This window comes from Iodidimonas nitroreducens, from assembly GCA_000710935.1.
GTDB classification, from domain to species: domain Bacteria; phylum Pseudomonadota; class Alphaproteobacteria; order Sphingomonadales; family Rhodothalassiaceae; genus Iodidimonas; species Iodidimonas nitroreducens.
The window spans coordinates 45,405-58,702 of sequence record BAYV01000008.1 but is presented as its reverse complement, the minus strand read 5'-3'; the positions used below and the strand labels follow the sequence as shown (position 1 = coordinate 58,702).

Here is a 13,298-nt window from a genome sequence, read left to right as displayed (position 1 = left end):
GCGACAGAATGACAAGTTGAGATCGCCATCCTGCCGATCCGGGGGTGCGCGATCAGATTTTTTCCAAAGCCTGTTTCAGATCGGCGATCAGATCATCGGCATCTTCAATACCCACCGAAACCCGGCATAAAGCCCCGGAAATCCCGGCCAGATCGCGCAGATCTTTCGGCACCCCGGAATGGGTGGTAGAGGCCGGGTGGCTGATCAGGGTTTCTGTGCCACCAAGGCTGACAGCCAGCTTTAAAACGGTGAGTGCATTGAGAAAGCGGAAAGCTTCCGCCTCGCCGCCCTTGACATCGAAGGCAAAGGTGGACCCCGGCGCAAGGCACTGTTTTTCATAAACCGCATGGGCCGGGCTGCCGGGCTTTAAAAAGCCCAGATAATGCACTTTTTCAACCTTTTCATGCCCATCAAGATATTCGGCAACGATGCGGGCATTTTCGGTGGCTTTTTCCATGCGGATTTTCAGCGTTTCAAGGCTGCGCAGAACCATCCAGCAGGTATGGGGATCGATCTGATTGCCAATGGCCCCGCGCAGGGCTTTCATTGGCTTGAGCCAACGGCTCGATCCCATGGCGGCACCGGCCACCAGATCGGAATGGCCACCGATATATTTGGTCATCGAATAGAGAACGATATCGGCCCCGTGCAACAGGGGCTTTTGCCAAACCGGGCCTAAAAAGGTGTTGTCCAGCGCCAAGGGCGGGCGTTCCCCGGCGGTATTGCGGGCGTCTTTCACCTTTTCGGCCAGATAATGGATATCCACCAGCCCATTGGTGGGATTGGCCGGCGTTTCAGCCAGAACCATGCCGATGGGGCCCAGCTTTTGGGCTTTGGCAAAGGCGTCATCCACGGCCTTGTGGCTGTCATTGGCAATGAAACCAACGGTTTTGATGCCCCATTTGGGCAGCAGATTGAGCAAAAGCGTTTCGGTGCCGCCATAAATGGGCTGGGAATAGATCAGCACTTCGCCGGGCTGCAAATGGGCCATGATGGCGGAATAAATGGCGGCCATGCCCGAGGAATAGACAATCGCCATTTCGGCATCTTCCCAAAGGGAAAGGCGATCTTCCAGCACTTCCATATCGGGATTATTGAAGCGCGAATAAATCAGCCCTGAAACTTCATCGGGTCGGGCTTCACGGCGACCGCTGACCACATCGAAAAAATCGCGGCCATGTTCGGCAGATTCAAAAACAAAGGTCGAGGTGAGGAAAACCGGTGGCTTGAGCGATCCTTCGGAAAGGCTGGGGTCAAAACCATAGCCCATCATCTGTGTTTCCGGCTTCAGCACATGATTGCCAATGGTGCGACGGCGGAAATTCTTGGTTTTATCGCTCATCTCTGATCCTTGATCGCTTGGGGTTTAAAAGCTGCATATTATGGCCATTCCTTGACAGGCTTTAGTCATAGCCCCAGATGAAAAGCCTTGCCATGCGTTTTGACAAGAACGACAAGATATTGCGATGAAAGACCCATCCGCTTTTTCCATCCTTCATAATGAGGGCCATTTGAGATGCTTGCTGTTTTGTCCCCTGCCAAAAAACTCGATGCCGACTCAGCACCGCCCAGTGCGGATTATAGCCAGCCGCGCTTTCTGGAAGACGCCACGGCGCTGGCGCAGGATGGGGCCCGCATGGGGGCGGCCCATTTGCAGGGGCTGATGCATTTGTCCGATGCTTTGGCCGAAAAAACCTATCAGGGGTTCAAGGCGTTTTCCCCGCCCTTTGATCCCACCAATGCCAAACCGGCGATTTTCACTTTCAAGGGCGATGTGTATCAGGGATTGGATGCCGATCATCTGGATGCGGATGGGCTGGCCCACGCCCAAAAGCATCTGCGCATTTTATCAGGGCTTTATGGGCTTTTGCGGCCCCTTGATCTGATGCAGCCCTATCGTCTTGAAATGGGCACCCGGTTCAAAACCACAAAAGCCGCCGATCTTTATGGATTTTGGGGCGACAAGATCACCAAAGCCCTCGCCCGGGATCTGCAAGAGGATGGCCATGATTGCCTGATCAATCTGGCAAGCCAGGAATATTTCAAGGCGGTGGACCCCAAAGCGCTGGGGGTGCCGGTTTATCAGATTGATTTTCGTGAAGATCGGGATGGCCAATTCAGGATGATCAGCTTTTTTGCCAAAAAAGCCCGGGGCCTGATGGCCCGCTATATTGCGGTGAATAAAATCGAGCGGGCCGAGGATCTGAAGGATTTCGATCTTGATGGTTATCGCTTCGCGCCCAAGGCATCCAAGCCCCATCATTGGACCTTTCTGCGCCCGGATAGCCGCTCATAAAAATGCGCCGCGCGAAAGATGCGATTATTCGATCGCGTCGATCCGATCCACAAGCGGGCTGACCTTCTGCCCGGCAATCATGCCACCGATGGTCCAGAACGCACCATTTGCAGGCAGCAAAGCGCGGTGATCCATGCTTGGGATCGGCTTATCGGCAAAGCCCATCCACAGATCATTGAAGGGATCATAGCCAAAAACCCGAGCCGATGGGGCCGCCGGGGTGCCATCATAGCCAATGCCATTATAATTATAGGCGGTGGCTGATCCGCCAGCGAACAGAACCATCCCGCGATCTTCCGATCCTGTGGCAGCGGCGCGGTAGAGGGGTGCGCCCCCATGATCGGGGGCTTTTTGCCATTGAATATCCGATGGATCATCGGGATTGATGTGCCCCACCCAGGCCTGTTTCACCAGCCCGAACTGCCGTTTGCCATCCTGTTCGCCTAAAACCGCAACCCCATCGATGATCAGGAAACGATCAGATACGATGCCGCCCGCATGGCCGAAAACCGGGATGCCGGGAAATTCGGTGGCATTGAACCACACCCCTTCCACGCTATCGAAAACCTGCACAGTGGCCACATTGCCATCCATATGCCAGCCGGAAACCAGATAGATATAGCGATCCGCATAGCCGAAAGCGACACTATCATCCACCGGCTTTGGAATATCAGCCAGCCGGTGATAGGTGCCCGTTTCGGGTTCGTAACGAAAAACATGGGGGGTTGAGATTTCATGGCCATCAGCCAGCACCCGATAGCCGCCAAAGAGATAGATGGCGCCATTCAAGGGCACCGCCACCGAGGCCAGGCGGCCTTCGGGCACCGGCACGGGATTGATCCGCTGCCACTGATCGGTGGTAAGATCATAGGCAAAGGCAGCGGTGGAAATGTCACTTTGGCTTTTGCCGGATTTCAGCCCCATGAAGCTGTAGAAAACCGGGCCCTGATCGCGGATCAGCACGGCTGTGGCATTATTGCTGTGGGCTTCGGGCATCGGGGAAAAGGGCGAAGGGGGCAGGGCTGTGGGTGCAGGCGTTTGGATACAGGCGGCGGTGAGGGCAGCCAGAAGGGGGATAAAACCCAGCCTGATTACCCGGCCAAAGGCGGCTTTTGGGCCGCGTGCCGATTTTTGCGCCGGTCCGCCGATCAGGGGCCTTCGATTTCTTCGCGCAGCATTTCCAGATGGAGCCATTCTTCTTCCTTTGAAGCCAGATCCTTGCGATATTGATCGCATGTTTTGCCCGCCAGCGCATATTTCGCCGGGTCTCGGCTATAGGCTTGCGGGTCTGCGAGCAGTTTTTCAAGCTTTGAAATCGCATCGAGCAGGGCGCTGATCTCGTTTGGCAGAGTTTTCAGGCGATGTTTCTGGTTAAAGCTCAGGCGATTGGCGCTGTCTGCCCGGGTTTTTGCGGGCTCGGGTTTTTCGGATTCGCTTTTTCGGCTGTCGGTTTTTTGTGGCACCTGATGCTTTTGGCTGCGGCTTTGTGCACGCTGGCGCATCATATCGCTATAGCCGCCCGCATAATCTTCGATCCGGCCTTCGCCTTCAAACATCAAAGTGCTAGTCACCAGCCGATCAAGGAAATCGCGATCATGGCTCACCAGCAAAATGGTGCCTTCATAATCGGCCAGCACATCCTGCAAAAGATCAAGGGTTTCCATGTCCAGATCATTGGTGGGCTCATCCAGCACCATCAGGTTCGATGGCTTGGTCAGCGCCCGGGCCAGCATCAGGCGGTTTTTCTCGCCCCCTGAAAGGGCATGAACCGGGCTTCTCGCCTGCGCCGGGCTGAACAGAAAATCTTTCAGATAGGCCACCACATGCTTGGGCGTGCCGCGCACCATCACCTGATCGGAACTGCCGCCGGTCAGCGTTTCCCACAAGGTGAGATTGGGATCGAGGCTGTCGCGCTTTTGATCGATGACCAGCATGTCAAGATTGGTGCCGCGCCGGATCACCCCGGCATCGGGTTCGATCTCGCCGATCAGCATTTTTAAAAGGGTGGATTTCCCGGCCCCATTCGGGCCAATGATCCCCACGCGATCGCCGCGCAGAATGCGGGTGGAAAAATCATCGGCAATCACATGGTCATCAAAAGCCTTGCACACATGTTCGGCTTCGATCACCAGCTTGCCCGATGTGCGGCCATCTGCGGCGACAAGGGCCGCCGTACCGCTGCGGGCGATGATCTCGCGGCGGCTTTGGCGCAAAGCATGAAGGCGGCGCAAACGCCCCTGATTGCGGGTGCGCCGGGCCGATATGCCCTCGCGTGACCAGCGGGTTTCCTCGGCGATCAGCTTGTCGAGCTTGGCGGTATTGGCGGCCTCGCGCTCGAATTCAAGCTCCACCCATTCTTCAAAAGCGGCAAAGCCTTTATCCAGCCGTTTCACCACGCCGCGATCCAGCCATAAACAGGCGCTGGTCAGCCGCGATAAAAAGGTTCGATCATGGCTGATGATGATGATCGCCCCGCGAAATTCGGCCAGGCGGTCTTCGAGCCATTCAATGCCGGGCAGATCCAGATGATTGGTTGGCTCATCGAGCAGGATTATATCCGGCTCCGCCAGAAAGGCGCGGATGATCGCCGCCTTGCGCTGCTCGCCGCCCGAAAGGGTAAGGGGGTCGCGCTCGCCCGAAAGCCCCACTTCATCAAGGGCGGCTTCCACCCGATAAAGATCATCGCGCATGGAAGGCGGCAGGCCGCTTTCCAGATAATCGAAAAGCCGGGAAAAGCCCGCCAGATCGGCTTCCTGACGCACGGTGGCGATCTCGGTTCCGGGGCGCACGAAACGCTCGCCGCCATCGGCTTCGGTGATGCCTTCGATGATTTTCAAAAGGGTTGATTTGCCCGCCCCATTGCGGCCCAAAAGGCACAGGCGATCACTCGGCCCCACGGCCATATCCACCCCGCTGAACAGGGTGGTGGCCCCCAATTCGAGGCGAATACCGGCAAGTGTGAGCAAAGGGGGTGCGGCCATGGGAGCAGCTAGTGCCAAGATGCCGTGCCACTTGTCAAGCGCTGCGATGGATCGTTCATTTGACAAGCCGAAACGCATGGGGCAAATGAAGGCAGATCATGATGCATCAGGGCGCCCGTAGCTCAGCAGGATAGAGCACCAGATTCCTAATCTGGGGGTCACAGGTTCAAATCCTGTCGGGCGCACCAGTTTTTGTTATGGTTATTATTTAATGTTTATAATTTAGTCTATTATCTAAATAATTTAGAAACCATTAATATTATTATTTTAATAATTTATCTAACCATGCTTTGACATAAGCAATGTATTACTTCTTTTCCTATGTTATATTGCTCTTTAATTTCATTATAGTTTGTCGTATTTGGCAGGGATCCTTCATGAGCAAATTGATTGCGCCACGTAATAACATTGTTATATGCTGATTTTGGACTTTTCCGATAAGATCTTAAGTGTTTATTTTCCATTTCATCTATTTTTTTCTTAAAGCGATTCAAGTATTTATCTCCAAACATCTTAACATGTTCTTTTTTTAAGTCATCTATTTTTATTTTTCCATTTAGTCGAGAAAATCTTGCACGTGTCACGTCTGCTAGAACAGAGTGCTTCTTATCTGCAAATGCGTAAAATATGTCTTTAATCGCCAATTCGTATGCTGTGACTGCTGATATGGTTATGAAGCCTATATAGCGAGTTTGTATAAATTCATCCTTTATTGAACTCATCATTGGATCTATATGTTTTAGGTAATCTTCAACAATTAAAAATCTATTATTATAGTTATTCATAAAATTAGATGCCTTTCAGCCAAATACAGTCTTTCCTTAACTGCTGATGCATCACTAGTATTAAAAAATATAAATTTACGATAATCATCATTTTCGGTAAGATTTTTAAATCGTATTGCTATATCTTTAGGTATTTTGCCCGAATTCTGAATTAGCACAGCCATTATCGAATCCATTGCAGCGAGGTTCAATGGTCCACGAATATGAAAAGGTTTTGGATTTAGTTCTTTTCTTATAACATCTGTTACCGTAGAAAAGCCCTTTACAAATTGCTCAACCTTAGGAGAAATTTTGCTGCCGTCGTGAATATGCATTTGCTGATTAAGAAATTCCTTCATAGGTTTTTCGTAGGCACTTCCACGCTCTGTCATCGCAAATATACGAAGAATCATTTCCACATCTCTTTGATGTTTATCGCGTGGCTTGCTGGCTAGTATCGTCCGCCAGTTGGCATCTTCATTGAGTTCTTGAAGCCTCTCAACTAACGGGCCATGAAAAATACAGTTCCGTATTTCTTGAGGCCGAAGCGGCGTGCCACCAGTGTTTAGTCGTTCGAAGATGTGGTACATGCTAGTGCTTTGATTTGCAGGTGCTAGTTGCTTAATGTTTACTGCGCGAAGGACTGCTCCCTTTATTCGTCGCTGGTCCTGTGAAGATAAATCAATAAATCTTTTTTTGGCATATGGACTTTTCTCAGACAGTCCAGTGAGACGGAATACTGCACGTCTACCTTGCATATTTTCAGTGCCAAAATAGCCCTCAAGAAAATAGATGACGCTCATTATACGTTGTTGTCCATCAATGACGAGATTTCTACTCTCATTGTCGATGTAAAAAAATACCTGGGGAACAGGTAATCCTAGAAGAAAACTTTCAATTAGAAGGCTAGACTGCTTAATTTTCCATACAAAGTTACGTTGAAAAGAAGGAATCGTGATGTCCTCATTTTTCCACATTTCATGGATAACTGCCAACGTTAGATCGGAGGGATAAGTCGCAATATCAAACTCTACGTGTGTTCCACACTCATCTTCTTCTGGCTCGTCTTCTACTAAGATCTCTTCGTTTTTATCTTTGGTCATAATCTCTCCTCTTATTCTCGTTAAGATAGCACAATTAAATTTTTTGTATACATTCAATTCAAGATATAAAAAAATAACTAAAAGTATATGTTTTGGGGCATTCGAAATCATGCCATGTGAGACCGGTACAGTCACGAAACGGACCAAACACCAGGCAAAAGATAGGCTCGTTCACCATGCCGCTTTCACCCGTTTGACCTTGATCTTATGTTTGGGATCGCTGGACTAGGAGAAGTCATAGGCAAGCAAATTCCGCAGCGGCGAATGTCTCGTCTGTGAGTGTCTTTTGCCCTTTCCCAAGCTTTTGCCTCGTCTGTGAACGGCCCCAGCCATTGCCCGCTAGATGTGGCTGACTTGCCGTGCATTCCACGGCCATCGTTGCAGAAAGAGCATGTCTCTCGATGCAAAGTCGCGCATTGGTTTGTCCAGTTTTCATAGACCCAAAATTGTTCATTGGCGGCTCTCACCGGAGCGCTGTGGCTTGGCTTATGTTGTTCCGCAGTCTCCCGGTGTTCGTTCTGGTCTGCTTCATCGCTCGCATGGATGAAAAGGTTTAGGGTTCTAAGCGTGTCGTCTGTGAAATATTCATGCGATCCCCTTATGGCTTCGGCTAATTCCCGAATGATATTTCGAAAATCCCATAGCTCGATTTTAGCGTCCATCGCCTCTTTCGCTGCGTCCTCCGTCCACCCCCATGTAACGATGATCCGCGTATACCCGTCAGGTTCGAACCCGAACTGTCGCAGGCGATCCACTACAGTTGGGGCATTGAATTTGCGTTCTGCAAAGAACCCCACTGTTCGACGTTGGGTCGGCTGTTGGCCACGATCCTTCATTTTTTCCGCATCAAAAGGCATCGCCGTCAAGTTTCGGAACCCTTGCGAAATCGAAATGCTGACCTCAATGTGATAACGACTGAGGGAAACTGCATCGATGGCCACTAAATCGATCTCATTTTGTTTTGCACAGCGAATGTTTGGGATCGTGGCCCAGCCTTTAACATGGCGGACATAGGCTTCTACGATGCGCTCGGTGGTTTCCATCACGCTGCCTTTATGCGGTTGATTTTGATCTTGTGTTTGAGGTCGCGGGAAGTGAGCGAAGTCATAAGCGAGTTTGGCCCCTTGGCCCTGTGGTGTCCATCTTTAAGGTGCATTTTTCGCGCAACAAGGGTCAATCATCAAGTCGCCCCTCCCTCTCTTTCCTTACCCCCCGGGCTTTGAGGGCGGCTTTGGATGATCCAGATTGAAAGCGTCATCCTGTTGCGGACAGGGCGGAAAAAAGGGGTTAGACTGCGCGCCCATCGAGGCCGCAAGGGCTTTGGCGGGCCTAACGAACCTAAAAAAACAGTACAGATTCCATGAGAAGCGGGGGCATTGCATGACACCATTTCTGGGCGAACTTATCGGCACGATGGTTCTTATCCTGTTCGGCGGCGGGGTTGTGGGCGGGGTTGTGCTCCGTCATTCCAAGGCCGAAGGGGCGGGGTGGATCGTTATCACGGCGGGTTGGGGCATGGGGGTGGCGGTTGCCGTTTATATGGTGGGCGGCATTTCCGGTGCGCATATCAATCCGGCGGTCACTTTGGGTCTGGCCATCTCCAATGCCTTTCCCTGGGCCGATGTGCCGCTTTATATCGCCGGGCAGCTTTTGGGGGCCTTCATCGGCGCGGTGCTGGTGTGGCTGCATTATTATCCCCATTGGGCGACAACGCCCGACCCCGAGGCCAAGCGCGCCGTTTTTGCCACCGCGCCCGCTATTGCCCATGGGCCCGCCAATCTGTTGAGCGAGGTGCTGGGCAGCTTCATTCTGGTGCTGGGTGTTCTGGCCATTGGTGCCAACACATTCACCGAAGGCATGTTGCCGCTGGTGGTGGGTTTGCTGGTGTTTGCCATTGGCCTGTCTTTGGGCGGCACCACCGGCTATGCGATCAATCCGGCGCGCGATCTGGGGCCGCGCATCGCCCATGCCCTGCTGCCCATTCCCGGAAAAGGGCCATCGGACTGGCGCTATGCCTGGGTGCCGGTGGTTGGCCCCTGTATCGGGGGGCTTTTGGGGGGCATTTTCTATCGAACGGTGTTCGTTGCCCCCAATCCTCTGGCCATTGGGGGCTTTTTGGCGCTGCTGATCGTGATCGCGGGGTTTTTCGCGCTGCAATCGCGCAAAGAACGCGCGCCCAAGCCGGAATAAGGCCTTGCGGCTTTTAAACATCATGCAACCAATATTGACTTGATGGGGCTTCGATGGTCATCTGCTTTGATGACCGGATTATCCACGAATTTCAGTTTTTTGCCCATGAGCGCTGATCCCCGGGCAGCAGCCGCATTGGGGGGCCGGGCCTGATGCTTGCCTATGCGATCCGCCGCTTATTGGCGACGATCCCGGTGATGGTGATCGTTGCCATCATCGTGTTTTCCCTGCTCTATCTCACCCCGGGGGATCCCGCAGCGGTTCTGGCCGGTGAACAGGCAACGGCGGACGATATCGCCCGCCTGCGGCTGGCTCTGGGCCTTGATGATCCTTTTCTCGTGCGCTTTGGTCATTGGGTGGCGGGCGTATTGCGCGGCGATCTGGGCACCTCTGTTTTTTCCAATCGGCCGGTGCTGGATCTGATCGTGCAAAGGCTGGAGCCGACCGTGGCCCTGACGGCGGCATCGCTGTTCATCGCTGTTTTGATCGCCGTGCCTTTGGGGGTGGTGGCTGCCTGGCAATCCGGGCGCATTATCGATCGTTTGGCGATGGGCTTTGCGGTGCTGGGCTTTTCGATGCCGGTGTTCGTTTTGTCTTATCTTTTGATCATGCTGTTGTCTGTGGAATGGAATGTGCTGCCGGTGCAGGGCTATGTGCCGATCGCTTATGGATTTTGGCCTTGGGCGACGCATCTTTTGCTGCCGGCTTTGTCTTTGGGGATCGTCAATGCGGCCCTGATCGCCCGGATCACCCGGGCCTCGATGCTGGAAATTCTGGGTCAGGATTATATTCGCACGGCGCGGGCCAAGGGGTTGTCGGCCCCGGCGATCCTGATCCGCCATGCCCTCAAAAATGCTGCGGTGCCGATCATCACGGTGATCGGTATCAGCTTTGCCCTGCTCATCAGCGGGGTTGTCGTCACCGAAACGGTGTTCAATATTCCGGGCATGGGGCGCTTGGTGGTGGATGCCATTTTGCGCCGCGATTATCCGGTGATCCAGGGGATCATCCTGATTTTTTCCATGGCCTATGTTCTGATCAATCTGCTGGTTGATCTCAGCTATGGCCTGTTTGATCCAAGGATCAGATATTGAGCCCGCGCCAATCCTTTGGGCGTTTGTGGCGCCGTCATCCCACCCTGATCATCGGGGGGCTTTTGCTGCTGCTGATGGGTTTGGCAGCGGTGGCCGCCCCTGTTCTGGGCACCATCGATCCCCAGACAATCGCGCCTTTCGATCGCCTGCGCCCCCCCGATGGGCAATTCTGGTTCGGCGGCGATCTGATCGGCCGGGATGTTTATAGCCGCACGGTTTATGGGGCGCGGATATCGCTGGCGGTGGGATTGGGGGTGGCGCTGTTCAGCATTATTTTGGGGCTGGCTGTTGGTTTGCTGAGCGGTTTTGTGCGGCTGATCGATCAGATCCTGATGCGGGTGATGGATGGGATCATGGCGATTCCATCGATTCTTCTGGCGGTGGCCCTGATCGCCCTGACCGGTGCCAGCCTCACCAATGTCATCATCGCCATCACGGTGGCCGAAGTGCCCCGGGTGGCCCGGCTGGCGCGCAGTGTTGTGCTGTCATTGAAAGAACAGCCGTTTCTGGAAGCCGCGGTCACCGCTGGCACGCCTTTTCTGGCGATCCTGTGGCGTCATGTGCTGCCCAATATGCTGGCCCCCCTTTTGGTGCAGGGTACCTATATTTTTGCTTCAGCCGTGCTGACCGAGGCGATCTTGAGCTTCATCGGGGCGGGCACGCCGCCCGCCATCCCAAGCTGGGGCAATATCATCGCGGAAGGCCGAACGGTTTTTCATATCGCGCCCCATCTGGTTTTGCTGCCGGGGCTGGCCCTGTCGATCACCGTGCTGGCGGTCAATCTTGTTGGGGATGGCCTGCGCGATCATCTCGATCCCCGATTTGTGAGCCGCCTATGAGCCCCGCTGTTCCTTTGCCCGCTGCCCCTTTGCTTGAATTGCGTGATCTGGATGTGTCCTTTCGCACTGAGGGCGGATGGCTGCGTGCGGTGCAGGGGCTATCATTTACCCTTGGGGCCGGTGAGACTTTGGCCATCGTTGGGGAATCGGGATCGGGCAAGAGCGTCAGCGCCCTATCGGTTATGCGCCTGATCCCCGATCCGCCGGGAAAAATCACCGGCGGCGATATTCTTTATCAGGGGCAATCCCTGCTTGGCTTTTCCGAACGGCAGATGCGGCAACTGCGCGGGAATGATATTTCGATGATCTTTCAAGAGCCGATGACCAGCCTTAATCCCGTGCTTAGCATCGGCCAGCAGATTGGCGAGGCCATCAGGCTGCATCAGGGGGCCGATCGGCCCGAAGCCCGGGCGCGGGCGCTGGATATGCTGCGGCTGGTGCAGATCCCCGAAGCCGAAAAGCGCCTTGATGCCTATCCCCATGCGCTGTCTGGGGGCATGCGCCAGCGGGTAATGATTGCCATGGCCCTGGCCTGTGGGCCCCGCATTCTGATCGCCGATGAGCCGACAACCGCGCTGGATGTGACCATTCAGGCGCAGGTGCTGGATCTGATGCGGGATCTGAAGGATCGCACCAAAGCCGCCATTTTGCTGATCACCCATGATCTGGGGGTGGTGGCTGAAATGGCGGAACGGGTGATTGTGATCTATGCCGGGCGCAAAGTGGAAGAAGGCCCGGTGCGCGATCTGCTGCGCTGTCCCCGGCATCCCTACACCCGTGGCTTATTGGGGGCGGTGCCCAGATTGGGGGCGAGCCTGAAAGCGGAAAAAGCCGGCCGATTGCTCGAAATTCCCGGCACCGTGCCGCGATTGGATCAGCCGATCATCGGCTGTGCCTTTGCCCCGCGCTGTGCATATGCCGTGGATCGCTGCCATCGGGAAAGGCCCCCTCTTGAAGCCCGCGATCCCGGCCATCTGGCGGCGTGCTGGCGTGCCCATGAAATGGAGCCGCTCTGATGTCTGATGATCCCCTTTTGCGTATCGATGGGCTGGTCAAGCATTATGATCTGGGCGGTGGCTTAATAAAACGCCTGCTGGGGGAGCCGCGGCAATGGGTGCGGGCCGTGGATGGCATCGATCTGACCATCAACCGAGGCGAGACTGTGGGGCTGGTGGGGGAAAGCGGCTGTGGCAAATCAACCGTGGGCCGCGCCATCCTGCGCCTGACCGAACCCACAGCGGGGGCTATCAGCCTTGCCGGACACTCCATGGGCGAGGCCAAACGCCGCCAGTTGCGGGCCATGCGGCGGGATTTGCAGGTCGTGTTCCAGGATCCTTTTGCCTCGCTCAATCCCCGCCGCACCATTGCCCAGGCGGTGGCCGAGCCGATCAGCAATTATGGTCTGGCCAAAGGCCCGGCACTCCGCGCAGAGGTGATCGGCCTGTTAGAGCGGGTGGGCCTGCGGGCCGATCAGGCGGATCGCTATCCCCATGAATTTTCGGGCGGCCAGCGCCAGCGGATCGGCATTGCCCGGGCGCTGGCCACACGCCCCAGACTGATCATTCTGGATGAGCCGGTTTCGGCCCTTGATGTTTCGGTACAGGCGCAGGTGATCAATCTGCTGATGGATCTGCAGGCGGAATTTGGCATGGCCTATCTGTTCATCGCCCATGATCTGGCAGTGGTCGAGCATATCAGCGATCGGGTGGCGGTGATGTATCTGGGGAGGATCGTTGAAATCGCCCCCAAGCGCCGCTTGTTTGCAGCGCCGCATCATCCCTATACCAAGGCCCTGCTTTCGGCGGTGCCATCGGCTGATCCCGATGCGGTTTCGCACAGGATCGTTTTAAAAGGCGATATCCCAAGCCCGGTGGCCCCGCCTTCGGGATGTCGGTTTCGGACCCGCTGCCCCATGGCCGAGGCCATTTGCGCTGCCGAAGACCCGCCTTTGCGGACGCATGGGGAAGACCATCAGGCCGCCTGTCATTTCGCGGCAGCCGGGCCCCTGCCGGCCTCTTGAGGCAACGGGCC

Annotated in this window: 12 protein-coding genes and 1 tRNA gene; 7 read left to right on the top strand and 6 right to left on the bottom strand. The window is 54.7% G+C overall.

All coding sequences use genetic code 11. From position 1 onward, the window contains the following. Positions 1 to 52 precede the first annotated feature (52 nt). Positions 53 to 1,342, bottom strand: coding sequence for a cystathionine gamma-synthase family protein (locus AQ1_RS03015; protein ID WP_042084041.1), 1,290 nt, complete (start codon positions 1,340 to 1,342; stop codon positions 53 to 55). Between the two features lie 174 nt (positions 1,343 to 1,516). Here AQ1_RS03015 and yaaA point away from each other — a divergent pair, with 174 nt between their 5' ends. Beyond that, positions 1,517 to 2,296, top strand: a complete 780-nt coding sequence (yaaA, locus tag AQ1_RS03010) for a peroxide stress protein YaaA (RefSeq protein WP_042084039.1) — start codon at positions 1,517 to 1,519, stop codon at positions 2,294 to 2,296. A 24-nt stretch (positions 2,297 to 2,320) separates the two neighbouring features. Here yaaA and AQ1_RS03005 read toward each other — a convergent pair whose 3' ends face one another. Both AQ1_RS03005 and AQ1_RS03000 read right to left on the bottom strand, forming a co-directional pair. Further along, entirely contained in the window at positions 2,321 to 3,490 is a 1,170-nt protein-coding gene (locus AQ1_RS03005) for a Kelch repeat-containing protein (protein ID WP_081837039.1), read from the bottom strand. Further along, entirely contained in the window at positions 3,445 to 5,295 is a 1,851-nt protein-coding gene (locus AQ1_RS03000; protein ID WP_462686933.1) for an ABC-F family ATP-binding cassette domain-containing protein, read from the bottom strand. The genes AQ1_RS03005 and AQ1_RS03000 overlap by 46 nt, the downstream gene beginning before the upstream one ends. A 93-nt stretch (positions 5,296 to 5,388) precedes the next feature. On the opposite strand from AQ1_RS03000, the gene AQ1_RS02995 reads away from it, so the two are divergent. Then, positions 5,389 to 5,465 (top strand) — tRNA-Arg (locus AQ1_RS02995). Positions 5,466 to 5,552: 87 nt separating this feature from the next. On the opposite strand, the gene AQ1_RS02990 is transcribed toward AQ1_RS02995, so the two are convergent. The 3 genes from AQ1_RS02990 to AQ1_RS02980 form a co-directional block, all read right to left on the bottom strand. Continuing rightward, complete coding sequence (locus AQ1_RS02990) at positions 5,553 to 6,062, bottom strand: HEPN domain-containing protein (RefSeq protein WP_042084038.1); 510 nt, start codon at positions 6,060 to 6,062, stop codon at positions 5,553 to 5,555. Beyond that, positions 6,059 to 7,144: a DUF262 domain-containing protein gene (locus AQ1_RS02985; RefSeq protein WP_042084034.1), complete on the bottom strand. Its 1,086-nt coding sequence runs from the start codon at positions 7,142 to 7,144 to the stop codon at positions 6,059 to 6,061. The genes AQ1_RS02990 and AQ1_RS02985 overlap by 4 nt, the downstream gene beginning before the upstream one ends. Positions 7,145 to 7,329: 185 nt before the next feature. Further along, positions 7,330 to 8,187 carry a hypothetical protein gene (locus tag AQ1_RS02980; RefSeq protein ID WP_042084032.1) on the bottom strand — a complete coding sequence of 286 codons (858 nt, stop codon included), beginning with the start codon at positions 8,185 to 8,187 and terminating at the stop codon, positions 7,330 to 7,332. Between the two features lie 337 nt (positions 8,188 to 8,524). Here AQ1_RS02980 and AQ1_RS02975 point away from each other — a divergent pair, with 337 nt between their 5' ends. From AQ1_RS02975 to AQ1_RS02955, 5 genes are all read left to right on the top strand, one after another. After that, positions 8,525 to 9,334, top strand: coding sequence for an MIP/aquaporin family protein (locus AQ1_RS02975; protein ID WP_042084031.1), 810 nt, complete (start codon positions 8,525 to 8,527; stop codon positions 9,332 to 9,334). Positions 9,335 to 9,486: 152 nt separating this feature from the next. Then, positions 9,487 to 10,428, top strand: a complete 942-nt coding sequence (locus AQ1_RS02970; RefSeq protein ID WP_042084028.1) for an ABC transporter permease — start codon at positions 9,487 to 9,489, stop codon at positions 10,426 to 10,428. Then, the gene (locus AQ1_RS02965; protein WP_390624403.1) at positions 10,422 to 11,267 is read left to right on the top strand and encodes an ABC transporter permease; all 846 of its coding nucleotides are present in this window, start codon (positions 10,422 to 10,424) and stop codon (positions 11,265 to 11,267) included. Before AQ1_RS02970 ends, AQ1_RS02965 begins: the two co-directional genes overlap by 7 nt. Next, positions 11,264 to 12,283, top strand: a complete 1,020-nt coding sequence (locus AQ1_RS02960) for an ABC transporter ATP-binding protein (protein ID WP_042084024.1) — start codon at positions 11,264 to 11,266, stop codon at positions 12,281 to 12,283. Before AQ1_RS02965 ends, AQ1_RS02960 begins: the two co-directional genes overlap by 4 nt. Then, positions 12,283 to 13,287, top strand: a complete 1,005-nt coding sequence (locus AQ1_RS02955; RefSeq protein WP_042084021.1) for an ABC transporter ATP-binding protein — start codon at positions 12,283 to 12,285, stop codon at positions 13,285 to 13,287. The genes AQ1_RS02960 and AQ1_RS02955 overlap by 1 nt, the downstream gene beginning before the upstream one ends. Positions 13,288 to 13,298: the final 11 nt, after the last annotated feature.

Bases quoted from the DNA above. Each gene is read 5' to 3' on its own strand.
- AQ1_RS03005 (WP_081837039.1), bottom strand. From the start codon at position 3,490: ATGGCTCCATCTGGAAATGCTGCGCGAAGAAATCGAAGGCCCCTGATC.
- AQ1_RS02985 (WP_042084034.1), bottom strand. From the start codon at position 7,144: ATGACCAAAGATAAAAACGAAGAGATCTTAGTAGAAGACGAGCCAGAA.
- AQ1_RS02990 (WP_042084038.1), bottom strand. From the start codon at position 6,062: ATGAATAACTATAATAATAGATTTTTAATTGTTGAAGATTACCTAAAA.
- yaaA (WP_042084039.1), top strand. From the start codon at position 1,517: ATGCTTGCTGTTTTGTCCCCTGCCAAAAAACTCGATGCCGACTCAGCA.
- AQ1_RS02970 (WP_042084028.1), top strand. From the start codon at position 9,487: ATGCTTGCCTATGCGATCCGCCGCTTATTGGCGACGATCCCGGTGATG.
- AQ1_RS02975 (WP_042084031.1), top strand. From the start codon at position 8,525: ATGACACCATTTCTGGGCGAACTTATCGGCACGATGGTTCTTATCCTG.
- AQ1_RS02980 (WP_042084032.1), bottom strand. From the start codon at position 8,187: ATGGAAACCACCGAGCGCATCGTAGAAGCCTATGTCCGCCATGTTAAA.
- AQ1_RS02960 (WP_042084024.1), top strand. From the start codon at position 11,264: ATGAGCCCCGCTGTTCCTTTGCCCGCTGCCCCTTTGCTTGAATTGCGT.
- AQ1_RS03015 (WP_042084041.1), bottom strand. From the start codon at position 1,342: ATGAGCGATAAAACCAAGAATTTCCGCCGTCGCACCATTGGCAATCAT.
- AQ1_RS02955 (WP_042084021.1), top strand. From the start codon at position 12,283: ATGTCTGATGATCCCCTTTTGCGTATCGATGGGCTGGTCAAGCATTAT.